Source organism: Agromyces sp. P2_B3, from assembly GCF_056404815.1.
In genome coordinates this window covers 287,374-309,522 of sequence record NZ_JBFUDH010000002.1, presented here as the reverse complement: position 1 = coordinate 309,522, position 22,149 = coordinate 287,374, and the positions used below count along the sequence as shown (strand labels likewise).

The following is a 22,149-nucleotide window of genomic DNA, read 5'->3' as shown; positions in this document are numbered from 1 at the left end:
TCCGCCGAGAGCGTCCAGAAGTGCTGCACGATCGTCGGCGTGCTCTACAACGCGAGGTAGTCGGTCGAATCCGCCGCGAGCGTCCAGTTCTGCACATATACGGCGCTGGCCGCCATCTGTCGCAGCGTCTGGTCGCGGGCCGTTGCGGGGACGACCGTCAACGCGGCGACGAGGCAGAAGACCAGCACGACGGTGGCCGCCGGGATGAAACGCCGGATGCGGCGGGCAAGAAGTGGCTAAGCCGCACGCGACCCGTGGTCTCGAGTTCGCGGAAGAGATGCGACGTGATGAGGAAGCCGCTGATGGCGAAGACGACGACGACGCCCACGTATCTGCCGGCCATGGACGCGGGATGCAGCTGGAACAGGACGACGCCAATTACGGCGAGCGCGAGCAAGGCGCCGATCTCGGGCCGGAACCCTCGTCCGGAGGTGCGGGTCTGCTTCACCTAGTCATGACCGATTCGATGGAAACGGCCGGGATCCTGCGTGGCCGCCGTGTACGGGGACGGATCCGTTCTGACGACACGGGGCTCCGGGGTGCCCGACCATTCTGGCAGTCCGTCGCCGGTGGTTCGGTCAGGCGAGGAATGGGTCCCTCTCTGGCGCACCCCATCGCTCGAGGATCTGGCGATGCTCGAAGGAGTGCACGAGGGGGTCGCGGCTGCGCGACTCGAAGTGGAACAGCCGCACGTCGCGAAGCCAGACCAACCGGAACCCCTGCCATCGGACCTTGTTGCTGAGGTCGACGTCGTTGAAGTTGCCCGGGAACGCCTCGGAGAATCCACCCACCCTGAGGTAGAGCTCCCGCGGCATCGCGATGCACGCCGCGGTCAGTCCAGAACATTCGCGGTTGACCAGCAGCGACGAGAAGGCGCCGTACGTCTCTGCGCTCTCCCCGAAGTACGGGTGCGAGAAGTGACCGTCGTGGTGGGCGTGGCCGGCGTGCTGGATGGTGCCGTCCTCGAAGAAGAGGAACGCCCCGGTCATGCCGACGTCGGGTTCGCGCAGGGGCGCGAGGAGCTGACCCAGCGCCTCGTCGCTGGTCACCTCGACGTCGTCGTTGAGGAACACGAGGGTCTCCCCCCGCGCGGCGAGCGCTCCGACGTTGCACTTGCGGCTGAAGTTGAACACGCCCTCGAAGAGCACTGGCGTGAGGCGGTCGCCCGCGATCGAGCGGAGCTCGTCGAGCACCGCATCGGGCGTGCCCACGTCATATACGACCACGATCTCGACGTCGTGGTGGGCGGTCCGCGCGAGCAGCGAGCGCACCGCCTCGACCACGAGCACCCGTTCACGGCCCCAGATCACGCCGGCGGTCCCACGCGTCGGGATGATGACGCTGACGGATCGGTCGAGCTCCGGCTCGCGGTCGATGCGGTAGGTGCCGGCAACGGGCCCGCGCTCGGCGCGGCCGCGGATGCCCACGCGCGACAGGTGCGCGTCGACGGCGCGTACGCCGGCGTCCCAGGCGTACGGCTTGTTCTCGATGTCCTCGGCCGTCGAGCCGGGAACCAGGCGCCAGTGGTAGAGCACTTCGGGGATGTGGACGACCCGCCGGGCCCTCTCGGTCACCTTGAGCACGAGGTCGTGGTCCTGGGATCCCTCCGCCTCGGCGGAGAATCCGCCGACCTGGCGTACGAGCTTCGTGCGAAGGACCGAGAGGTGGCCCGTATACATTTGCCCGCGCAACCGCTCGGGCGACCAGTCGGGCTTATCGAAACGGTCGAAACGGTCCCCGGCCGTGTTCACCTTGTCCTCGTCCGAATACAGGTAGTCAGCCTCGGGCTGGCGCCGGATCGCCGCGGCCATCGTGCTCAGCGCGTGCGGCTCGAGGAGGTCGTCGTGATCGAGGAGGGCGATGAACTCTCCGCGGGCCTCAGCGAGCGCGTCGTTCGACGCTGCGACGATCCCGCCGTTCTCGGCCCGGGTCACGCACCGGATCCGCGGATCGCGCGCCGCGGCATCCCTCAGGATCCGGGCGACGTGCTCCGAGGGGGAACGGTCGTCGACGAGCACGAGTTCCCAGTCGTCCGAGGTCTGCGACGTGACGGATGCGATCATCTCCTGCAGAACACCCGCCGGTGGGTCGTAGACCGGCACGAGCACCGAGAACAGTGGACGCGTCGCCACGCTCAGTTGCCCTTTCCGAGCAGGCGGCTTCCGATTCCGAGCGGTTTCGTGAAGAGCCTGCCGATCCTCCAGGTGGTCGAGTTGCGGATGCTGTCCGCGACGTGCTTCGTGCGCCCTTCGGAGTGGATGAGGTCGATGCGCGCCTGCACGAGCTCGGCGCGGAGCCCCAGTTCGACGTCTCGACTGATGAGCTGGGAGTGGCTCAAATCCCGGATGGCCGCGAGCAGGTCATCCCTCTCGCGGCGGATCTGCGCGCACTGCGCAGCCGTGCAGTCGTGGCTTGTCTCGTTCACATCGGGGCTCATCGCGTCACTCTCGTCATGTCACTCGGACACGGGCCACACCACGCATCCGTTCCCACGGATTCTAGCGACCACACCCGCCATGCCGGTGACCACGCGGGGTGTGGACGGGCCCTCCAGTACCGGCCAGTAAGATTGCCGGAATCAGCACAGAAAGAGTGGGCGATGGAAACGTCACCTGGAACGGAACCGCCTGCGCGCGTCATCGCGGAGCCGTTGAAACGCATCGGCCGGGATGGATCCGTCGGCCGCAGCACGATCCAATCGATCAGGGAGATCGCCGCCTACCGGCGACTGCTCGGACTGCTCATCAGCCGTGAACTCCGCGCGAAGTACAAGGGCAGTTCGCTCGGCATCGTCTGGTCGCTCGTGCGGCCTCTCGCCCAACTCCTCATCTACTATGTCGCGATCGGCCAGTTCCTGGGTGCAGCGCGTTCAATCCCCGACTTCGCCATCTTCGTCTTCACCGGCCTCACCGTGTGGGGGCTCTACAGCGAGATCATCACCTCAGGAACGACCTCCGTCATCGCCAACGCCGGTCTCGTGAAGAAGGTCTACCTGCCACGCGAGATCTTCCCGCTCGCGGCCGTCGGCGGCTCCCTGTTCAACTTCGTCGTGCAGTTCCTCGTGCTCGTCGCGGCGACGCTGGTGCTCGCCCGCCCGCCACTGCACGCCGAACTGCTCTACGTCCCGGTGTCGATCCTGCTCACGATGGTGGTGGCGACCGCCCTCGCCCTCGTACTCTCGGCACTCAACGTCTACCTGCGCGACGTGCAGCACCTCGTCGAGATCTTCATCCTGATTTTCTTCTGGGCGTCCCCCATCGTTTACTCCATGGCATTCGTCCACGAGGTGCTGGGTGGTTCGTGGCTCGAGGAGCTCTACCTCGCCAACCCGGTGACGCTCGCCGTGCTCGGAATGCAGAAAGCCATGTGGGTGGCCGGATCCGAGGACCCCGCGCAGTACTGGCCGCCGAACCTGGAGTGGCGGATGCTGGTGGCCCTCGTAGTCGGGGTCGTCCTACTGTGGATCGGCCAGCGCGTCTTCTCCCGCCTTCAGAGCAACTTCGCCCAGGAACTGTAAATGCCGACACCCTCCACTGAGCCCGTCGTCCGGCTCACCGACGTTTCCAAGCGTTTCGTGCTGCACAAAGACAAGTCCATCAAGGAGCGGCTGCTCTACTTCTCGAACCGGAAGGCGTCCAAGAGCGATTTCTGGGCCCTCCGGGACGTCGGACTCGACATCGAGATCGGCGAGACCGTCGGACTCATCGGCCATAACGGCTCCGGCAAGAGCACGCTGCTCAAGGTCATCGGCGGCATCATCGACCCGACGTCCGGAGTCGTCGAGCGACGCGGGCGCGTCGCGGCGCTGCTGGAACTCGGCGCGGGCTTCCACCCCGACCTGTCCGGCCGTGAGAACGTGTACCTGAACGCCGCGATCCTCGGGATGTCGAAAGAGGAGACCACCGCGGTCTTCGACGACATCGTGGAGTTCTCGGGCATCGGGGAGTTCATCGACTCGCAGGTGAAGTTCTACTCGTCGGGCATGTACGTGCGGCTCGCCTTCGCCGTCGCCGTGCATTCGGACCCCGACCTCCTCCTCGTGGACGAGGTGCTCGCGGTTGGCGACGAGCCCTTCCAGCAGAAGTGCATCTCGAAGATCAAGCAATTCCAGCGGGAGGGCCGCACGATCGTGCTGGTCTCCCACTCCGCCGACCAAGTAGCCGACATCTGCACGCGCGCCGTGGTGCTCGACGCGGGCCAGGTCGTGCACAACGGCGATGTGGGCGAGGGCATCCGCACACTGCGCGAGGGCTACGAGCGCGACAGGGTCGCCGCAGAGCAGGCCTCCGCGGAACGCCACCACGTGGTCAGCGGCGAGCCGATCACCCTGACCAGCGCTTGGATCGCGCATCCCGACGGCACGCCCGTCAGCCGCCCCATCCACCCGGGCGCCGACCTGACAGTCATCATCCGTGCAGTCGTGCACGAGAAGGTCGACTGGATCACCGGCTTCACCCTCGCGACGCCGCTCGCACAGACGGTGTACCGCCTCAACAGCGAGGGTCTCCGGATGCAGCTCCCGAGCGAGCCGGGCACCTACGACGTGTCGTTCTCGCTCACCGGAGCCAACTTCTCCGGGCCGCAACTCGTCCTGAGCGCGGGTGCCACCACCATCGACGGCGTCCCGCTCGCCCTCATCGACCCCGCCGCCCACCTGGATGTCATCTCCGATCCGCATGGAGCGGGGTACGTACAGTTCAACGTGTCCGGACTCGTCGAGCCCGCCCTCCTGTGAAAAGCGGGTCTGGTGCGCTCGGTATCATCGATGGAATGATCGAACGCGCCGTCGTCACCGTGAGCTACGGCTCCGACGACGAGCTCTCGACATTCCTCACCAGCATCGAGGACTCGACCTCGACCCCGGTCTCGATAGTCGTGGCCGACAACCTGCCCCAGGGCACTGTGGAACCGCTCGTCGAGCGCTACGGCGGAACGTACCTCCCGCTGCCGTCCAATCCGGGCTACGGCGGAGCGATCAATGCGGCTGTTCGTGCGCTGCCAGCCTCGGTTCGCTGGGTCCTGATCAGCAACCCCGATGTCATCCTGTCTCCGGGATCGCTCGACACCCTCATCGCGACGGCCGAGAGCGACGAGCGCATCGGCAGCGTCGGTCCGCTCGTGCGCAACAGCGATGAGACGGTCTACCCCTCCGCGCGCAGCATCCCCTCGCTGCGCAACGGCGTCGGACATGCCCTGTTCGCCGGGATATGGCCGGGCAACCCCTGGACGCACCGCTACCACGCCGCCGAGGATGCCGTCGCCGAGCGCGACGCAGGCTGGCTCTCCGGTTCCTGCCTTCTCGTGCGGCGTGCCGCATTCGAGCAGAACGGGGGCTTCGACGAGTCGTTCTTCATGTACTTCGAAGACGTCGACCTCGGCTATCGCCTCCACCGTTCGGGGTGGCGCAACGTCTACCAGCCGGCGGCAGAGGTGCTCCACACGGGTGCCCACTCCACCTCGGGCGGATCGTCGGCCGCGATGATCGAGGCCCACCACGCCAGCGCGCGCCGCTTCATCGAGAAGAAGTATGCCCACCCGCTGTTGTGGCCCCTGCGCGCCACGATCGCGATCGGCCTCTCGACGCGCGCTGCCTGGGCGACGAGGATGACGCGCCGCGCGGGCCGTTGAACCTCGTCGTTCAGCGACCGATGAGCTGCATCAGGTACCGGCCGTAGCCGCTCTTGACCAGCGGGGCCGCGAGCTCCGCAAGCGCGTCGTCATCGATCCAGCCCGCACGCCAGGCGATCTCCTCAATGCACCCGATCTTGAATCCCTGCCGGTCCTCGATGACGCGCACGTACTCGGATGCCTGCATCATCGACTCGAATGTCCCCGTGTCGAGCCACGCGGTTCCGCGGTCGAGCACGCCGACGTGCAGACGCCCCTGCTCGAGATAGCGCTCGTTGACGGTGCTGATCTCCAGCTCGCCACGCGCGCTCGGTGTGATGTTCTTGGCGATTTCGACGACAGAGTTGTCGTAGAAGTACAGTCCGGGAACGGCGTAGTTGCTCTTCGGCGTCTCGGGCTTCTCCTCGATCGACAGTGCGGTGAAGTCCTCGTCGAACTCGACGACGCCGTACGAGCGGGGGTTGCTGACCTGGTAGGCGAAGATCACGGCGCCGTCGATCTCGGTGTTCTTGCGGAGCGACGAGCCCAGGCCCGTGCCATGGAAGATGTTGTCGCCGAGCACGAGGGCGACACTCTCGTCGCCGATGAACTCCTCGCCGATGATGAAGGCCTGCGCGAGACCGTCGGGCGATGGCTGCGAGGCGTACTCGAGGCGCAGCCCGAGGGACGACCCGTCGCCGAGGAGGGCGCGGAACTGCTCGTGGTACTCCGGCGTCGTGATGATCAGAATCTCGCGGATGCCGGCCATCATGAGCGTCGACAGCGGGTAGTACACCATTGGCTTGTCGTAGATCGGCATCAGCTGTTTGGAGATGCCCTTGGTGATCGGCCACAGCCGCGTGCCCGATCCGCCGGCGAGGATGATTCCGCGCATCAGCCGTCCTTCCGGTTCAGGGAGTCGTAGAACGCCCGTGCGCCATCCCAGGTCGGCAGGAGCCCTGCTTCGGTGGCGGCCGCGAGGCCCGGTGCATCGGTGTCCTTGGGTGACAGCAGGAGCTCGTCGAAGGGGATCGGGAACTCGAGGGCGACCTGCTCGTCGAGCGGGTTGATCCCGTGCTCGCGCGTGGGATTGAAGGTGTCGGAGACGAGGTAACTCACGACGGCGTCGTCGGTGAGTGCGACGAAGGCGTGGCCGAGTCCCTCGGCGATGTAGACGGCCCGACGATCGGTGTCATCGAGCAGCACCGAGTCCCACTGGCCGAAGGTCGGCGATCCCACGCGGATATCGATGATGTAGTCGAGAACAGCACCGTGCATCGCCGTGACGTACTTGGCCTGGCCGATCGGGATGTCGGCGAAGTGGATGCCGCGCACGACCCCGCGCGCCGAGCGCGACGTGTTGGCCTGTCTGAGATCGAGCGAGTGCCCGACGACGTCCTCGAGCCGATCATGGCGATACCACTCCAGGAAGACCCCTCTGTCGTCACCGAACTGCTTCGGCGTCACCTCATAGCTGTCGGGGATCTTCAGTTCTCGGATCTGCACCGCAACAGTCTAGCGAAGGCGCCCGCTCCGGCCGGTTCAGCGCCGTCCGTGGGCCCGGACGACGCGCAGGGGCTTGGTGATCCGCCAGCTCAACGTCTGCTGGATCTCGGCGATGCGAGCGTGGAGGGAACGGACCTCGTCAGTGAGCGCGGCGACGTCCCCCTCCAGCACCTCGATCCTCTCGGCCTGCCGGACGAGGGCGGCGCGCGCCTCGGCGAGTTCGTACTCCGCAGTCAGCGCACTCCCCCACTCCTCGTGCAGCGCACGGACCGTCGCGACGTCCTGTTCGTCGAGGTCGAACAATCCCGTGATTCCGGCGGGGAGCGCGGAGCCCACTCCCAGCACGCCGAGCCCGTGACCATGCTCGAAGGCGAACGAGGGATACAGCTCGGCCAGTTCCTCCCATAGCCTCCAGACTCCGAATCCTGGCTGGTGCTCGGCGATGTCGTGGAACAACACCACGCCGCGATCGGAGAGCGTGGGCAGCCACGACTCGAAGTCGTGCTTCACATCCTCGTAGCCGTGCCGCCCGTCGATGTGGAGCAGGTCGACGCTGCCGGGTGCGAACTCGCCGACGTAGTCGTCGAAGTATCCGCGGTGCAGGGTCGAGAATCCGCCGAACTCCCGCTCGTTGATGCGTTCGACCTCGGCGAATACGGCATCGTCGTAGAAGCCGGCCTGGTCGTCTCCCTGCCAGGTGTCGATGGCGTGCGCCCCTGCGTCGATGCCGAGTTCGGCGATGGCGCCGCAGAAGACGAAATAGGAGTACCCGTTGTGCGTGCCCAGTTCCACGACGCTGCGCGGGCGGACGGCGCCCACGAGCCAGCGCGCGAACAATCCGTGCTCGTGCCACGCGGAGACCGGCAGGTGTCGCGGCCGCCAGTGCGGTTCCGAAGGAACCATTCCCAGTTCGCCAATCGGGTTCATCAATCGATCCTCGTACACTTCCGGTCCGACCACGCCATCGTCTCCTGACTCGAGTGGATCAATCTTCCACCATGGGGGGCCGGATGCCCACCGCGGGCGTCCTACGATTCCGAGTCGGCGAACACGACTGGGCCCAGATGGCGGCACCATCGACCGGTAGACTCGTTGAGATTTGGACAGTGAGAGAAGCAGGTACCCACGCGCATGAGAATCCTCGTCACCGGCGGCGCCGGTTTCATCGGCTCGAACTTCGTGCACTTCGTGCTGAAGAGCACCGACCACACCGTCACCGTGCTCGACAAGCTCACCTACGCCGGCAACCTCGCTTCGCTCGAAGGACTGCCCGAGGATCGCTTCCGGTTCGTCAAGGGCGATATCGCGGATGCCCCGCTCGTCGACTCCCTGTTCGCCGAGCACGACACCGTCGTGCACTACGCCGCCGAGAGCCACAACGACAACTCGCTCGACGACCCGCGGCCGTTCCTCGACACCAACATCGTCGGCACCTACACGCTGCTCGAGGCGGCACGCCGTCACGACGTGCGGTTCCACCACATCTCCACCGACGAGGTCTACGGTGACCTCGAACTGGACGATCCCCAGCGCTTCACCGAGGACACGCCGTACAACCCCTCGAGCCCCTACTCCTCGACCAAGGCCGGAAGCGACCTGCTCGTGCGCGCGTGGGTGCGCTCCTTCGGGGTGAAGGCGACGATCTCGAACTGCTCGAACAACTACGGTCCGTACCAGCACGTCGAGAAGTTCATCCCCCGCCAGATCACGAACGTGCTGCGCCGCGAACGCCCGAAGCTCTACGGCACCGGCGAGAACGTGCGGGACTGGATCCACGCGGACGACCACTCGTCGGCAGTCCTGACCATCCTCGAGAAGGGGCGCATCGGCGAGACCTATCTCATCGGCGCCGACGGAGAGAAGAACAACAAGGATGTCGTCGAGCTCATCCTGACCGAACTCGGGCAGCCCGCCGACGCCTACGACCTCGTCACCGACCGCCCCGGCCACGACCTGCGCTACGCGATCGACTCCTCCAAGCTCCGCGCCGAGCTCGGGTGGGCGCCCTCGTACGGCGACTTCGCCGCCGGCCTCGCCGCGACCATCGCGTGGTACCGCGACAACGAGGCATGGTGGGCTCCCCAGAAGGACGCCACCGAGGCGCGCTACACCGCCCAGGGGCAGTAGGCGCCGTGCGATACCTCATCACCGGCGCATCCGGAATGCTCGGCCTCGACCTTCAGAAGGCACTGACCGGCCGTGAGGTGACCGCTCTCGGACGGGCGGACCTGGATGTGACGGACTCCGCGGCGGTCCGCGCAGCCGTTGCCGGCCACGACGTCGTCATCAATGCTGCGGCGTACACCAAGGTCGACGACGCCGAGACGCACGAGGATGAGGCCTACGCCGTGAACGCCACCGGAGCACTGAACCTCGCGACCGCGGCCGCCGAGGCGGGGGCGAAGTTCGTGTCCATCTCGACCGACTACGTCTTCAACGGATCGGCGAGCGAGCCGTACGCCGAGGACGAACCGTACGACCCGATCTCGGCTTATGGACGCACGAAGGCCGCGGGCGAGCGTCTCGCGCTCGAGGCGAACCCCGAGAGCACCTACATCGTCCGCACGGCGTGGCTCTACGGAGCAGGCGGCCCGAACTTCGCGAAGACCATGCTCGCGATCGCCGACTCCCGCGAGACGTGGACCGTCGTCGACGACCAGGTCGGCCAGCCCACCTGGACCGCCGACCTGGCGGTGCAGATCGTCGAGCTGATCGACGCGGATGCCCCGGCGGGCATCTACCACGGCACGAACAGCGGCAGCACGAGCTGGTTCGGATTCGCCCGCGCTGTGCTTGAGGAGGCCGGACTAGACCCCGAGCGCATCTCCCCCACCGACAGCGCCGCCTTCGTCCGGCCTGCACCGCGCCCCGCCTTCTCGGTACTCGGTCACGACCGCTGGGCGGCCGCAGGACTCACGCCGATGCGCGACTGGCGCGAAGCGCTCTCCGTAGCCGCCGCGGCAGGAGTACTCGAACTCGGGTGACGACTCTCGATCGTGGTCACCAGATGATCCCATCCCCGCCGGATGCGATCGCCCGCTACAACGCGGCGTGCCTGCGACACCTCTCCCGACGCCCTCGCCGATGCCGTCGTGCGCGTGCGCGGCGACGCCGGCCTGGCCGAGCGGCTCTGACACGGCGCCTACTGTCGGGGTCAGAGCATCCGGGAGTACATCTCGACCTGCATCCGGCGCAGCCACCTGCCCTGCAGGGTCTCGAGGTCGGTGGGCAGGATACGCGGATCGCGCGACTTGGACTCGAAGTGATATAGCCGGACCCACGGCGAGAACACGGCTGTGCGGCCTGTGGCGCGTACCTTGAGGTTGAGGTCGACGTCGTTGTAGTTGCCGGGCAGAGCCAGGGTGAAGCCGCCGACCTCGGTGTACAGGTCGCGGGAGATCATCGCGCAGGCGGCCGTCACACCCGAGACCTCGCGATCGATGGTGAGGGAGCGCAGGGAGTCGTCGCGGCCCCCGGCCCAGCCGAAGGCGGCGTGACCGGCGACACCTCCGGAGTAGACCTGGCCCGCATGCTGCAGCGTGCTGTCCTCAAAGTAGAGCTGGGCCCCCACCATGCCGACGCCGGGCTGCTGTGCCAGTCCGAGCATCGTCTCGATCCAGTCAACCGTGACGAGCTCGACGTCGTCGTTGAGCAGGATCAGGTAGTCGCCACGCGCGGCCGCGGCGCCGCGGTTCATCTTGGCACTGAAGTTGAACTCGGCATCCCAGCTCACGAGGGTCAGCCGGTCGCCGCAGAGCGCCGTGAGATCGGCCAGCACCTCGCCGGGTGTCTCGGCGTCGGCGACGATCACGAACTCGACGTTGCGATAGGTCGAGGTCTCCACGATCCCCCGCACGGCATCCACCACGAGCACGCGATCGGCTCCCGCGATCCAGGCGGACCCACCGCGTGTGGGGATGACGATCGAGACAAGGGGTTCGCCCGCAACGCCATATCGCACGCGACGGAGTCCCGGCGTGAGCTGCTCCACGGCGGCCCTCGGGGGCAACACCGCTTCGACAGCGGCCCGCAGGTCGTCGGTCGGACCGACGGCGAGGGCGTCGCTCGTCGCAATCACCTCGGGCAGGAGGGCGACGGATGCGCCGGCGCGCAACGCGAGCTCGAAAGCGAACGTGTCGACGCCGATTCCCGTGATGCCGCCGAGCGCGCGGATGGCGTCGACCCGGAGGCCGATGATGGGGCCCAGGAAGTCGCTGCCGCGCAATCGAATCGGCGAGTACGCCGGTCGCAGCACGTCACGGCCGCCGCTGTCGTTGGAGTCGCCGTAGACCATGGCCACCTCGGCGAACCGGTCCAGGAATCCGCTGATCGCCGCGCATCCCGACGTCGCCAGCCTCGCGGACCGGACCAGGACGATGGTGCGGGCCGTCGTCGCGCCGAGGCGCTCGTCGAGCGCCGCGACGTCGGCCGCGAGCTGGCCGAGTCCGAGGGAGTCCACGAGCGCCCTGGCCTCGCGGGCATCCGCTCCGCCTTCCGCATCGATGATGAGGAAGATGTTCTCGGGAGCGACGCCTGCCGCGGCGGCGCAGCCCACGGATGTCGCGACATCCGTGCCCGGCCGCCCCGCGGTCGTGATCCAGACCTCGATACCGTCGGCGCCTCGGGTCCGCGCCGTCATCGGATGACTCGGCGCTTGACGTAGCGGGCCACGCGGAGCGGGAAGGTGGCGAGCCGACCGATGCGCCATTCAGGCGAGGTGCTCATGGCGTGCAGGCGCCGTTCGACGGCGACCTGCTCCGAGGGCGACAGCAATTGGCGCTCGGAACGCTCGTTGAGCTGCTGCTCGAGGCCGATCACCCGGTCGACGAGCGAGAGCTCCTGCTCGGTGCGGAGTTCGTCCACTGAGGGAGGTCGGGGCGTCGTGGCGCGACCTGCTGGCTTCTTGGCGGCGGACACGCTCGATCATTTCCTTCCGACGGCGGCTCTAAAATAGCCTAATGCCCCATGCGCGCCCCGTCGGAACCGTCCCCGTCCGCGAGCGACGGCCGGTCCCATGGGGCGCGGCACCGCGGGTCATCGCGGTCGTTCCCACCTACCAACCCGACTCCGCCGTGCTCGGGAACGTGCGGGCGCTGGCCGCGCAAGTCGACAAGGTCATCGTCGTCGACGACGGGTCCGGCCCAGCAGCGGATGAGGTTCTGGAGCGGCTAGCGGCCCCGTCGGTGCGCGTCATCCGCCTCGAGCGGAACGCGGGGATCGCTCGAGCGCTCAACGTCGGCGTCGCGGCCGCACTCGACGACGGCGCGGACTTCGTCGTTAACACCGACCAGGACACCGCCCTTCCCGACGGCTACGTCGCCGCGTGCCTCGGCACCTTCGCACGCGCCAACCCCGTGACGCGGCTCGGCATCGTCTGCACCGACCGGGTGAACGGCCAGCCGGCCATTCCCACGTGGTGGTCGCCAGAGGGCTTGGGGCTCGTCCCGGAGGCCATCCAGTCTGGCTTCGTCATCTCGCGTGAGTGCCTCCAAGTCGCCGGGGTGTTCGATGAGGGCCTCGTCATCGACTGCGTCGACACGGAGTACTGCCTTCGGGTGCGCGATCACGGCTTCCGCATCGCCGTCGCGAAGGGAACCGACATCCGCCATTCCATCGGACGGCGCGCCGAGCTGCGTCCGTTCGGCATCCCCATGCGCCATCGTCGAAGCGGACGCATCGCAACATACCAGTACCACTCCCCGTTCCGGCGCTACTACATCGCAAGGAACAACATCGACCTCATCTTCCGGAACGCTCGCAAGCGCCCGCGCTGGGTGCTCGCGGTGCTGAAGCGCGAGATGGGCGGCATGATCGTCTCGATGGTGAGCGGCCCCCAGCGCCTCGCGCAGGTGCTGGCGATCGGCACGGGAACGGTGCACGGCCTGATCCGTCGCCGCGGCATGATCCCGACGTGGCTGAAGGCCCTGATCACCTGACCGTCGCGTCCACGGGGCAGGTCAGCCCTCCGCCGGCTCCTCTGACGCAGGCGGGAACACGGCCTGCTGCACCAGCTGGCGGATGTAGTCGTAGTCGGGATCTTCGGGATCCACGCCGTTGTCGGGCACGAGCGGCACGTCGATCACCGGCAGCTCCTTCGTCTTCGACGCGAGGTTGACGAAGTACCCGAGCATTCCCTGCGGCACGTCCGTCTTCACGACCTGCGATCCCGCCGCAGCGATCTCCTGGAACTTCGAGAGCACGTTGGCTGCATTGAACTGCGCCAGCACTGCCTCCTGGAGCTGCAGCTGACGGGCCATCCGGTCGTAGTCGCTCGTGCCATGGCGGGACCGCGCGTACCAGAGCGCGTGGTAGCCGTCGAGGTGCTGCTCGCCGGCGGGGATCCACTCCGCAACCGTGGTGAAGGTCTCGTCGGCGTGGATCGGTACGTCTTCGGGAACGTTGATCGTCACGCCGCCCAGTGCGTCGATGAGCTGCTGGAATCCTGCCATGTCGATCAGCACGTAGTACTGGATCGGCAATCCGGTGATGCCCTCCGCGGCATCCCGCATCGCCTCGATGCCCGGTTCGGAGCCTTGCGAGACCGCGTCGGGATACATGTCGGGGCTCTTCAGCTCGACCTCGGTGTAGATCGAGTTGAGCATGCAGACGTCCACCTCGCAGCCGTCGATGGCTCCGTATCCCTCGGGATAGACCGAATTCAGGGGCGAGTCCTCGTTGAAGGGGACGTCGACCATGTTGCGTGGGAGGCCGATGGTGACGGCCTGGCCCGTCTCCGCGTCGATGCTCACCACCCGGATGCTGTCGGGCCGGAGCCCGTCGCGGTCGGGCCCGGCGTCGCCGCCGAGAAGGAGCACGTTGTAGCGGCCGTCGATGGGCGGCTCGCTCGGTCCGGCCACGAACACCGAGGAGAGGAATCCGCTCGCCGTCGTCGCGAGGTACGCGCCGTAGGCAGCCGTGCCGGAGACGGCCACCATGAGCACGACCGACAGCGCGGCGACCCACGCACGGGCCGACGGAGCGGTCTTCACGAGCCGCACGAGGCGCAGCGTGTCGAGGGTCAGGATGGCCCACAGCACCGCGTAGAACACGAGGAGGGCCGCGACCACCCAGAGGGTGATGCTCGTCGAGAACACCGTGTAGAGCACGGTCGGCCAGACGAACCAGACGACCAGGGCGGCGACGGCGAGGAACCAGAGCGTCAGGGTCGCCCCGAGTCCGAAGCGTCCCAGCTTGCGGTCGCCGGCGAGCACCTGGGCGGAGCCGGGGATGAGCACGTTGAGCACGATGAGCCACCACGCGCGGCGGGTCATGACCGTGCGGGAGGCGACATCCGGGAAGCGGATCGGGCTTGCGGCGAGACTCATCGGGTGGACTTGAGCCGTTCGTTCTTCTCCTCGACGAGGGCGGCGAGGGCGATGGCGTAGTCGGCGAGGGCGGCGCTCAACGCGGCATCCGACGTCGCGAGGATCTTCACGGCGATGAGGCCGGCGTTCTTCGCGCCGCCGATGGACACGGTGGCCACGGGCACGCCTGCCGGCATCTGCACGATCGAGAGCAGGGAGTCGAGCCCGTCGAGCCGCGACAGCGGCACGGGCACGCCCACGACGGGCAGGGTCGTGACCGAGGCGAGCATGCCCGGCAGGTGGGCCGCTCCCCCAGCGCCGGCGATGATCACCTTGAGGCCGCGGGCGGCTGCCTCCTTACCGTAGGCGATCATCTTCTCGGGCGTGCGGTGCGCCGAGACGACCTCGACCTCGTGGGCGACGCCGAATTCCTCGAGCAGTTCGGATGCCTCGCGCATCACGTTCCAGTCGGAGTCGGAACCCATCACGACGCCCACGAGCGGGGTGGTAGCTGCAGTCACCCGATGAGTGTAGACGGCTGCACTGGCAGTTCCCCGAAGGCACGCAGAGGGTCCGTCGCGCTCTCCACAGGGCACGGCGGGCGGTCAGACGCTGGCGATAGATTGAACGGGAACAGGAGGCGAGCGGACATGACCACACGGTTGCGCGTCATCGTCGACCAGCTGACGGCTCCCGTACCGGGTGCGGTCGGGCGGTACACCCTCGACCTCACGCGTTCGCTCATCTCGAGCGCTCCCGCCGACTGCGAGGTGGCCGGCATCGTCTCGTCGTCTCCGCCCGCCGACTACGAGCGCATCGAGGCCGAACTCCCCGGGCTCGCCGACCTCTACCGCACCTCACTGGCCCGCCGCGAGCTCGCCGCCGCGTGGCAGGTCGGACTGACGACCTCGCCGGGGGGCGGCATCATCCACTCCCCCAGCCTGTTCGCGCCGCTGCGCAAGCACGACCGCGCGAGCGGCAACCAGGTGGTGGTGACCGTGCACGACACCATGGCGTCGACGCACCCCGAGTCGCTGTCGACGGTCGAGGGCGCCTGGCGACGCGCGATGCTCAAGCGCGCCTGGAAGCACGCGGACGCCGTCGTCGCCTCGACGCACGCGCTTGCCGGCCGGATCGGCGACCTCTACGACTTCGGGGACCGCATCCGGGTCATCAGCTCCGCGGCTCGGTCGGGACTCACGGTCCCACCGGATGTCGAACGGCGACTCGAGGCCCTCGGGCTGCCACGCGCCTACCTGGTCACGATCGGCTCGCTCGAGCCGCACCGTGGCGTCGGCGATGTGCTCGCCGCACTCGGCCGCCCTGGCATGCCGGAGCTTCCGCTCGCGGTGATCGGGCCGCGGGAGTGGGGCGAGCAACAGCTCGCGAACGTGGCGGAGGAGTCAGGGCTCCGTCGCGGCATGGTGCAGTCGTTCGACACGCTCTCCGACGAAGACCTGGCGGTGGTGCTCGGCGGCGCGGTCGCGTTCATCGCACCACGGCATGAGGAGGGCGACCCCGCGACGCTCATCGAGGCGTTCTCGCTCGGCACGCCCGTGATCCACTCGGACATCCCCGAGTACGTCGAGACGGCGGCGGGAGCCGGGCTGGCGGTGGCAGTCGGCGTCGCGGGCGACGGCTACGTGAACCGGCTCGCCGCGGCGATCTCCACGGTCGCGACCGACGAGACGATCGCCGAGCGGCTGTCGATCGCCGGGCACGACCGGGCTCGCGCCTTCAGCTGGCGTGACTCCGCCGAGCGGGTCTGGCAGCTGCACGCCGACCTCTGATTCCGCGCGCTGCCCGCTCAGTCCTGGAAGACCGCCGCCGCGGCGCGGGCCTCGTAGACGACGTCGTCGAGGTCGTCGCCGATCGCCGTGACATGGCCGACCTTGCGGCCCGGTCGCGGTGCCTTGCCGTAGTTGTGCAGCTTCACGGTGGGGTGCCCGGCGAGCGCCTCGGGGTAGCGGTCGGCGAGGGTGCCCTCGGATGGTCCGCCGAGCACGTTGACCATGACCGACCACGCCTCGTGGCTTCCGGTGCCGCCGAGGGGCAGGTCGAGGACCGCGCGCAGGTGCTGCTCGAACTGGCCGGTCGTCGAGCCGTCCATCGACCAGTGACCGCTGTTGTGCGGCCGCATGGCGAGCTCGTTCACGAGGACCCGATCGTCGGTCGTCTCGAACAGCTCGACGGCGAGCACGCCGGTGACGCCGAGGCCCTCGGCGATCGTGATCGCGACATCCGCGGCGACATCCGCTAGCCGACCCGCCGAATGCGGGGCGGGCGCGATGACCTCGCTGCAGACGCCCCCGACCTGCACGGTCTCGACGACGGGCCAGGCGACGATCTCGCCGGAGGGCCGGCGAGCCACGAGCTGGGCCAGCTCACGGCGGAAGTCGACGAGCTCCTCGACGAGGAGCGCTCCGCCACGGCCGTCCTCGGCGACGGTGGTGAACCACTCCGCCACCTCGGCCGCAGCGCGGACGACGCGCACGCCCTTGCCGTCGTAGCCGCCGCGCGGCGTCTTGACCACCGCCGACCCGCCGTGGTCGCGGATGAAGTCGTCGAGCTCGTCGGTGGTCTGCACGCGCGCCCAGTCGGGCACCGGCAGGCCGAGCTCCGAGAGGCGCTCGCGCATGAGCAGCTTGTCCTGTGCGAAGCGAAGCGCGTCGGGCCCGGGGTGCACGGGGATGCCGGCGTCGACGAGACGCCGCAGCACGTCCTGCGGCACGTGCTCGTGGTCGAAGGTCACCACGTCGACGTCACGCGCGAACGCGAGCACCGTCTCGGCGTCGGTGTAGTCGCCAACGCGGTCGGCGGCCAGCGCCGCCGACATGCCGTCGGCCTCGGCGAGGACCCGGAGCTCCACTCCGAGCTCGATCGCCGCGGGAATCATCATCCGGGCGAGCTGCCCGCCGCCGATCACTCCGACCCGCACCCGTGCACTCCATTCGCCGTCGTCCGTCGATGCGCCGCTGCGAGGGCGCCTCGTTCAGTCTAGGCCGAGGCCGACGACATAGGATGTGGCGGTGTCCACACGAGTCGGCAGCGCCTTCGCCCGCCTCTGGCACGGCCTGCTCGCGTATGTCGTCAAGTTCGGCGTGGTCGGCCTCATCGGCCTCGTGATCGACGTCACGCTCTTCAACCTGCTGCGGCTCGGGGTCTTCGGCGACGATCACTGGGCGCAGTCCGCGATCGGCGCGAAGACCATCTCGACGAGCGTCGCGATCATCTTCAACTGGCTGGGCAACCGCTACTGGACCTTCCGGGCGCACCGCCGGCGGAACTACGTGCGCGAGTTCATCGAGTACACGATCGTGTCCGTCGGCGGCATGCTCATCTCATTGGGCTGCCTGTGGATCACCCACCACTGGCTCGGATACACCAGCCTGCTCGCCGACAACATCTCGACCAACGTCGTCGGCCTCGCGCTCGGCACGGCCTTCCGATTCGTGCTCTACCGCTACTGGGTCTACGGGCAGCATCGCAGCGACGGCCTGTCGAACCTCGACCGGGTCGAGGAGGCGCAGCGCGCGATCTTCGAAGAGCCCGACGAAGCGTCGGATTCCGCGCGAGCGGCGGATGCCGCGACGGCGACGGATGCCACGGCGACGAGTGCCGCCGAGGTCACTCCTCCACGAGCGCCGTAGGCTGGAACCACGGCGGGTACACCGCGACACGGGTCCTGAGGCCGACCGCGTCGAGCGCCGTGCGCACCCGGTCGCGGACCCGGTCGTTCCCGACCGCGATGAGCAGCACGCGCTCGAGAGGCAGTGACTCCCGCACGAGGAACTCGGCTGACAGCATGCGCGACCCCTCCTCCTCGCGATGCAGTCGCTGCAGCATCCGGAGCACATCGGGCCACTCGGATGCCGCGGCCACGCCGCCCGCCGCGGCGTCGGCGTCGGTGACGACCACCGTTCCCGCCGTGTCGGTTCGCGCCCCGACGGCGCTGGCGACGGAGCTCACGAGGATCACGTGGTCGGCCGGCTGGCGCTCGACGGCCCCCGACGCGAGCCGCGGATCGGGCGTCGCGGTGCGGATGGCGTTCCAGACGTGGGCGTCGGTGGAGAGCAGGAACGGCACATAGTCGGCGACGACCGCGTCGACGTGGTCGATCGGGGCGGCCCGACGGAACGCGCGCGCGTCGGGCGCCGACAGGTCGACCGCGGGCGCCGCACCGGCTCCGTCGGCGAGCAGCGCGCCCTCCCCGAGGATGGACGCGAGGTTGTCGACGTGGGTCAGGTGGTAGATGCGGACCGTCTTGGGGTCGACGGGCGTGCCGGCCGCGGGCGCTCCGGCCCGGGCGCTCCCCGGGACCCGCGCGGCGGGACGCGCCGGACGCGCGGCCCGCGTGCCGTCGGCGTTCCGGGTGCGCGGAGCGACGACCACCGGCTTGGGCTCGGGCTCCTTCGGCGGGAAGCAGATGGCGCAGAGGCCGTCATCGAAACCGTGGATGCATTCGTCGGCCAACTGGAACCCTTCATCATGCGGCTCGCGCTCGGGGGCGCACGAGACCACCTGTCTACGTTACGTCCTCCGGGCGCCCGCCGCCGCACCACGTGGAAAGAACGGCGCCATCGGGCGATCGCCGCACCGCGATCGGCTTCAGCGTCCGCCCCAGGCGATGGTGTCGCCGTCGGCGATCGACTGGTCGGCGCGCCGCCGGTCGGCCACGTGGGATCGCGCCTCGTTCATGAGCTCCTGGAGCGCCGCCTGCACCTGGAATGGCTTGGGCACGTCGGCGATGACGAACGGATGCTCGTGCCCCGTGTTGATCCGCACGTCGCCCGACCCGAACGCGCTCTGCCCCCACGTCCGGCGCACGACCACGTCGTACCCGCGACTGTGCAGCAGCTCCCGGCGCACGCGCGCGAACAGGCCGCTGCGGGAGATGATCCGCCGGGTGGTGATCGTGGTCCGCCGGGCGAGCCAGGCGAGGAACGGCAGGATGCACCCGAGCACCAGGACGAGCAGGCCGACCCCGACGACGGCGAGCTGCTGCCAGAACTCGGGCAGCACGAGCACCCCGTAGGTTCCGGCGCCCGCAACCACGACGAGCAGCGCTGCGGGCACGATGAGCACTCGCGCATGCCGCCGCAGCCGTGCGACGACGCGCTCGGCCGGCATCGCCGGCGGAACGGCGGGCTGCGGCACGGCTGGGCTCATACGCCCATTAATACCTCAGGTGCGTGACGTCCCCGGCGGCGACAGCCTGCAGCTCCCCATTCCCGTCGCGCACGACCAGCCGGCCGTCGCGGTCGAGGCGCTCGGCGACCCCGAGGAGCTCCCGTCCGCCGGGCAGCTCGACGCGCACGTCCGTTCCCAGGGTGCCGCAGAGGCCGCTGACCCGGTCGGCGATGCCGCTCGCCGCGGCGTCCGCCCCGTGCTCGGAGAATGCCCGCACGAGCCCGAGGAAGGTGCCGAGGTAGTCGGCGAGCACCCGGTCGGCGTGCGGCGGCACGCCGGTCACGAGCTGGAGCGACGTGGACGTGAGCGTGGGAAGGTCGTGCTCGTCGAGGGTGAGGTTCAGGCCCGCGCCCACGATGACCGCGCCGGCCCCGGGCAGCAGCTCCGAGAGGATGCCGCAGACCTTGTAGTCCGACACGAGCACGTCGTTCGGCCACTTGAGTGCCACGTCGACGCCGCCGCTGCGGTCGTCCTCGTCGGCGTCGAGCACTGCGGATGCCGCGGCGTCGACCTCGCGTCGCACCGCCTCCGTCATGGCGGCGCCGGCGATGAGCGGGATCCAGCCGTACGCGTCGGCGGGGAACTCCGTCCCGCCCGGGAGCGCCGGACGCAGGAGCACGGAGATCGCGAGCGTCTTGCCCGTCGGGGCGAGCCAGACGCGACCGAGGCGCCCGCGCCCGCGGGTCTGGTCGTCGGTGACGATCACGGATCCATGCGGCCAGGCCGCCGCCTCAGGTCCGACGGCGCCGGCGCGGAGGTCGTCGTTGGTGGAGCCCGTCGACGCGAGGAACTCGAGGCGCGGCACCGCCGCGCGGCTGAGCGGAAGGTCCATGCCGACAGTCTCCCAGTTCCGCGCGTGACGGGAATGCACCACGTCACCCGGCGGATTTGTAGGAAACCATCAACGAAGTCGGCCGGATGCTCGCCGGTAGAGTGAACGGCGTGACCGAATCGACTGACGGCCCAGACCTCTCCACGACCGCCGGCAAGCTCGCCGACCTCAAGCGGCGGTACCACGAAGCGGTGACCGCGTCGGGCGAGTCCGCGATCGAGAAGCAGCACGCCAAGGGCAAGATGACGGCTCGCGAACGCATCGCCGAGCTGCTCGATCCCGGCTCGTTCGTCGAGCTCGACGAGTTCGTCCGGCACCGCACCCACGCGTTCGGCATGGAGGCGAAGCGTCCCTACGGCGATGCCGTGGTCACCGGAACCGGCACGATCCACGGCCGGCAGGTCGCGGTGTACTCGCAGGACTTCACGATCTTCGGGGGTTCCCTCGGCGAGGTGGCCGGCGAGAAGATCATCAAGGTCATGGAGCTCGCGCTGAAGACCGGCGTGCCCATCATCGGCATCCTCGACTCGGGCGGCGCGCGCATCCAGGAGGGCGTCGTCGCCCTGGGCAAGTACGGCGAGATCTTCCGGCGGAACACCGCGGCATCCGGCGTCATCCCCCAGATCTCGATCGTCTGCGGCCCCGCCGCCGGCGGCGCGGTCTACTCGCCCGCGCTCACCGACTTCGTGATCATGGTCGACAAGACCAGCCAGATGTTCGTGACCGGTCCCGACGTCATCAAGACCGTCACCGGCGAGGACGTCGGCATGGAGGAGCTCGGCGGCGCGCTGACGCACAACACCGTCTCGGGTGTGGCGCACTACCTCGCGAGCGACGAGTCCGACGCGCTCGACTACGCGCGCACGCTCATCTCGTTCCTTCCCGACAACAACATGTCGGATGCCCCTGTCTACGACGCCGAGCCCGAGCTCGAGATCACCGACGACGACCGGCGCCTGAACACGGTCATCCCCGACTCCCCCAACCAGCCCTACGACATGCACGCCGTCATCGAGGGCATCGTCGACCACGGCGACTTCCTCGAGGTGCAGCCGCTGTTCGCGCCGAACATCGTGATCGGTTTCGCCCGCATCGAGGGGCGCTCGGTCGGCATCATCGCGAACCAGCCCAGCCAGATGGCCGGCACGCTGAACATCGCCGCCGGCGAGAAGGCGTCCCGCTTCGTGCGATTCTGCGACGCGTTCTCGATCCCGATCCTCACCCTCGTCGACGTGCCCGGCTACCTGCCCGGCACCGACCAGGAGTGGACGGGCGTCATCCGCCGCGGCGCGAAGCTGCTCTACGCCTACGCCGAGGCGACCGTGCCGCTCGTCACGATCATCACGCGCAAGGCCTACGGCGGCGCCTACATCGTCATGGGGTCCAAGCAGCTCGGCGCCGACATCAACCTCGCCTGGCCCACCGCTGAGATCGCCGTCATGGGCGGCCAGGGCGCCGTGAACATCCTCTACCGCGGCGAGATCAAGCGCGCCGAGGAGGCGGGCGAGGATGTCGCGGCGGTGCGGACGAAGCTCGCGAACGAGTACACGTACAACGTCGCCTCCCCGTTCCTGGCCGCCGAGCGCGGCGAGCTGGACGGCGTCATCGAGCCCGCGGCGACCCGCGTGGCCGTCGTGAAGGCGCTCAGGGCGCTCCGCACCAAGCGGGCCAGCCTGCCGCCGAAGAAGCACGGGAACATCCCGCTGTAGG

The 22,149-nt window shown here is 68.6% G+C and carries 23 protein-coding genes; 9 read left to right on the top strand and 14 right to left on the bottom strand.

Annotated elements, in window-relative coordinates:
- Positions 1–157 precede the first annotated feature (157 nt).
- The 3 genes from AC1DZA_RS04280 to AC1DZA_RS04270 all read right to left on the bottom strand — a co-directional run bounded on the left by AC1DZA_RS04280 (position 158) and on the right by AC1DZA_RS04270 (position 2,437).
- Entirely contained in the window at positions 158–448 is a 291-nt protein-coding gene (locus AC1DZA_RS04280) for a hypothetical protein (RefSeq protein ID WP_476771838.1), read from the bottom strand.
- Positions 449–578: 130 nt separating this feature from the next.
- Entirely contained in the window at positions 579–2,132 is a 1,554-nt protein-coding gene (locus tag AC1DZA_RS04275) for a glycosyltransferase family 2 protein (RefSeq protein ID WP_476771837.1), read from the bottom strand.
- 2 nt (positions 2,133–2,134) lie between these two features.
- Positions 2,135–2,437, bottom strand: a complete 303-nt coding sequence (locus tag AC1DZA_RS04270; protein WP_476771836.1) for a hypothetical protein — start codon at positions 2,435–2,437, stop codon at positions 2,135–2,137.
- A gap of 162 nt (positions 2,438–2,599) precedes the next feature.
- On the opposite strand from AC1DZA_RS04270, the gene AC1DZA_RS04265 reads away from it, so the two are divergent.
- From AC1DZA_RS04265 to AC1DZA_RS04255, 3 genes are read left to right on the top strand one after another with little or no spacing between them, the layout of a single operon-like run.
- Complete coding sequence (locus tag AC1DZA_RS04265) at positions 2,600–3,517, top strand: ABC transporter permease (RefSeq protein ID WP_476771835.1); 918 nt, start codon at positions 2,600–2,602, stop codon at positions 3,515–3,517.
- Entirely contained in the window at positions 3,518–4,735 is a 1,218-nt protein-coding gene (locus tag AC1DZA_RS04260) for an ABC transporter ATP-binding protein (RefSeq protein ID WP_476771834.1), read from the top strand.
- A gap of 35 nt (positions 4,736–4,770) precedes the next feature.
- On the top strand, positions 4,771–5,628 hold the full coding sequence (locus AC1DZA_RS04255; RefSeq protein WP_476771833.1) for a glycosyltransferase family 2 protein: 858 nt from the start codon (positions 4,771–4,773) through the stop codon (positions 5,626–5,628).
- Positions 5,629–5,638: 10 nt separating this feature from the next.
- Here AC1DZA_RS04255 and rfbA read toward each other — a convergent pair whose 3' ends face one another.
- Genes rfbA through AC1DZA_RS04240 form a run of 3 tightly spaced genes read right to left on the bottom strand, consistent with a single transcriptional unit; the run spans position 5,639 to position 7,950 of the window.
- Positions 5,639–6,502 carry a glucose-1-phosphate thymidylyltransferase RfbA gene (gene rfbA / locus AC1DZA_RS04250; RefSeq protein ID WP_476771832.1) on the bottom strand — a complete coding sequence of 288 codons (864 nt, stop codon included), beginning with the start codon at positions 6,500–6,502 and terminating at the stop codon, positions 5,639–5,641.
- Complete coding sequence (locus tag AC1DZA_RS04245; RefSeq protein ID WP_476771831.1) at positions 6,502–7,113, bottom strand: dTDP-4-dehydrorhamnose 3,5-epimerase family protein; 612 nt, start codon at positions 7,111–7,113, stop codon at positions 6,502–6,504. The genes rfbA and AC1DZA_RS04245 overlap by 1 nt, the downstream gene beginning before the upstream one ends.
- A 36-nt stretch (positions 7,114–7,149) precedes the next feature.
- Entirely contained in the window at positions 7,150–7,950 is an 801-nt protein-coding gene (locus tag AC1DZA_RS04240) for a class I SAM-dependent methyltransferase (protein ID WP_476771830.1), read from the bottom strand.
- 294 nt (positions 7,951–8,244) lie between these two features.
- On the opposite strand from AC1DZA_RS04240, the gene rfbB reads away from it, so the two are divergent.
- Together rfbB and rfbD are read left to right on the top strand one after the other, a co-directional pair.
- Entirely contained in the window at positions 8,245–9,240 is a 996-nt protein-coding gene (gene rfbB, locus AC1DZA_RS04235; RefSeq protein WP_476771829.1) for a dTDP-glucose 4,6-dehydratase, read from the top strand.
- A gap of 5 nt (positions 9,241–9,245) precedes the next feature.
- Positions 9,246–10,097, top strand: a complete 852-nt coding sequence (rfbD, locus tag AC1DZA_RS04230; RefSeq protein ID WP_476771828.1) for a dTDP-4-dehydrorhamnose reductase — start codon at positions 9,246–9,248, stop codon at positions 10,095–10,097.
- Positions 10,098–10,267: 170 nt separating this feature from the next.
- Here the strand turns inward: rfbD and AC1DZA_RS04225 are convergent, their stop codons facing one another.
- Both AC1DZA_RS04225 and AC1DZA_RS04220 read right to left on the bottom strand, forming a co-directional pair.
- Positions 10,268–11,752: a glycosyltransferase family 2 protein gene (locus AC1DZA_RS04225; RefSeq protein ID WP_476771827.1), complete on the bottom strand. Its 1,485-nt coding sequence runs from the start codon at positions 11,750–11,752 to the stop codon at positions 10,268–10,270.
- Positions 11,749–12,030, bottom strand: a complete 282-nt coding sequence (locus AC1DZA_RS04220) for a hypothetical protein (protein ID WP_476771826.1) — start codon at positions 12,028–12,030, stop codon at positions 11,749–11,751. Before AC1DZA_RS04220 ends, AC1DZA_RS04225 begins: the two co-directional genes overlap by 4 nt.
- Positions 12,031–12,071: 41 nt before the next feature.
- On the opposite strand from AC1DZA_RS04220, the gene AC1DZA_RS04215 reads away from it, so the two are divergent.
- Positions 12,072–13,049 (top strand): glycosyltransferase, encoded by a 978-nt coding sequence (locus AC1DZA_RS04215; protein WP_476771825.1) that lies wholly within the window; start codon positions 12,072–12,074, stop codon positions 13,047–13,049.
- A gap of 21 nt (positions 13,050–13,070) precedes the next feature.
- Here AC1DZA_RS04215 and AC1DZA_RS04210 read toward each other — a convergent pair whose 3' ends face one another.
- Entirely contained in the window at positions 13,071–14,438 is a 1,368-nt protein-coding gene (locus AC1DZA_RS04210) for an LCP family protein (protein WP_476771824.1), read from the bottom strand.
- A complete protein-coding gene (gene purE, locus AC1DZA_RS04205) occupies positions 14,435–14,902 on the bottom strand; it encodes a 5-(carboxyamino)imidazole ribonucleotide mutase (RefSeq protein WP_476760618.1) in 468 nt (155 codons plus the stop codon). Before purE ends, AC1DZA_RS04210 begins: the two co-directional genes overlap by 4 nt.
- A 165-nt stretch (positions 14,903–15,067) precedes the next feature.
- Between purE and AC1DZA_RS04200 the strand changes: the two genes are divergently transcribed.
- Positions 15,068–16,207, top strand: a complete 1,140-nt coding sequence (locus AC1DZA_RS04200) for a glycosyltransferase (RefSeq protein WP_476771823.1) — start codon at positions 15,068–15,070, stop codon at positions 16,205–16,207.
- Positions 16,208–16,224: 17 nt separating this feature from the next.
- Here AC1DZA_RS04200 and AC1DZA_RS04195 read toward each other — a convergent pair whose 3' ends face one another.
- Positions 16,225–17,355 carry a 5-(carboxyamino)imidazole ribonucleotide synthase gene (locus tag AC1DZA_RS04195; protein WP_476760607.1) on the bottom strand — a complete coding sequence of 377 codons (1,131 nt, stop codon included), beginning with the start codon at positions 17,353–17,355 and terminating at the stop codon, positions 16,225–16,227.
- A gap of 91 nt (positions 17,356–17,446) precedes the next feature.
- Between AC1DZA_RS04195 and AC1DZA_RS04190 the strand changes: the two genes are divergently transcribed.
- Positions 17,447–18,067 (top strand): GtrA family protein, encoded by a 621-nt coding sequence (locus AC1DZA_RS04190; protein WP_476771822.1) that lies wholly within the window; start codon positions 17,447–17,449, stop codon positions 18,065–18,067.
- On the opposite strand, the gene AC1DZA_RS04185 is transcribed toward AC1DZA_RS04190, so the two are convergent.
- The 3 genes from AC1DZA_RS04185 to AC1DZA_RS04175 form a co-directional block, all read right to left on the bottom strand.
- The gene (locus AC1DZA_RS04185; RefSeq protein ID WP_476771821.1) at positions 18,045–18,890 is read right to left on the bottom strand and encodes a DarT ssDNA thymidine ADP-ribosyltransferase family protein; all 846 of its coding nucleotides are present in this window, start codon (positions 18,888–18,890) and stop codon (positions 18,045–18,047) included. The two genes, AC1DZA_RS04190 and AC1DZA_RS04185, sit on opposite strands and share 23 nt — an antisense overlap.
- A gap of 135 nt (positions 18,891–19,025) precedes the next feature.
- Positions 19,026–19,574 carry a PH domain-containing protein gene (locus tag AC1DZA_RS04180; RefSeq protein WP_476771820.1) on the bottom strand — a complete coding sequence of 183 codons (549 nt, stop codon included), beginning with the start codon at positions 19,572–19,574 and terminating at the stop codon, positions 19,026–19,028.
- A gap of 19 nt (positions 19,575–19,593) precedes the next feature.
- Entirely contained in the window at positions 19,594–20,439 is an 846-nt protein-coding gene (locus AC1DZA_RS04175; RefSeq protein WP_476771819.1) for a biotin--[acetyl-CoA-carboxylase] ligase, read from the bottom strand.
- A gap of 110 nt (positions 20,440–20,549) precedes the next feature.
- On the opposite strand from AC1DZA_RS04175, the gene AC1DZA_RS04170 reads away from it, so the two are divergent.
- Positions 20,550–22,148, top strand: a complete 1,599-nt coding sequence (locus AC1DZA_RS04170) for an acyl-CoA carboxylase subunit beta (RefSeq protein WP_476760612.1) — start codon at positions 20,550–20,552, stop codon at positions 22,146–22,148.
- Position 22,149 lies beyond the last annotated feature (1 nt).

Coding starts and splice junctions, on each gene's coding strand:
- rfbA (WP_476771832.1), bottom strand. CDS start 6,502: ATGCGCGGAATCATCCTCGCCGGCGGATCGGGCACGCGGCTGTGGCCG.
- rfbB (WP_476771829.1), top strand. CDS start 8,245: ATGAGAATCCTCGTCACCGGCGGCGCCGGTTTCATCGGCTCGAACTTC.
- AC1DZA_RS04255 (WP_476771833.1), top strand. CDS start 4,771: ATGATCGAACGCGCCGTCGTCACCGTGAGCTACGGCTCCGACGACGAG.
- AC1DZA_RS04260 (WP_476771834.1), top strand. CDS start 3,518: ATGCCGACACCCTCCACTGAGCCCGTCGTCCGGCTCACCGACGTTTCC.
- AC1DZA_RS04270 (WP_476771836.1), bottom strand. CDS start 2,437: ATGAGCCCCGATGTGAACGAGACAAGCCACGACTGCACGGCTGCGCAG.
- purE (WP_476760618.1), bottom strand. CDS start 14,902: ATGGGTTCCGACTCCGACTGGAACGTGATGCGCGAGGCATCCGAACTG.
- AC1DZA_RS04210 (WP_476771824.1), bottom strand. CDS start 14,438: ATGAGTCTCGCCGCAAGCCCGATCCGCTTCCCGGATGTCGCCTCCCGC.
- AC1DZA_RS04225 (WP_476771827.1), bottom strand. CDS start 11,752: ATGACGGCGCGGACCCGAGGCGCCGACGGTATCGAGGTCTGGATCACG.
- AC1DZA_RS04200 (WP_476771823.1), top strand. CDS start 15,068: ATGACCACACGGTTGCGCGTCATCGTCGACCAGCTGACGGCTCCCGTA.
- AC1DZA_RS04175 (WP_476771819.1), bottom strand. CDS start 20,439: ATGGACCTTCCGCTCAGCCGCGCGGCGGTGCCGCGCCTCGAGTTCCTC.
- AC1DZA_RS04215 (WP_476771825.1), top strand. CDS start 12,072: ATGCCCCATGCGCGCCCCGTCGGAACCGTCCCCGTCCGCGAGCGACGG.
- AC1DZA_RS04265 (WP_476771835.1), top strand. CDS start 2,600: ATGGAAACGTCACCTGGAACGGAACCGCCTGCGCGCGTCATCGCGGAG.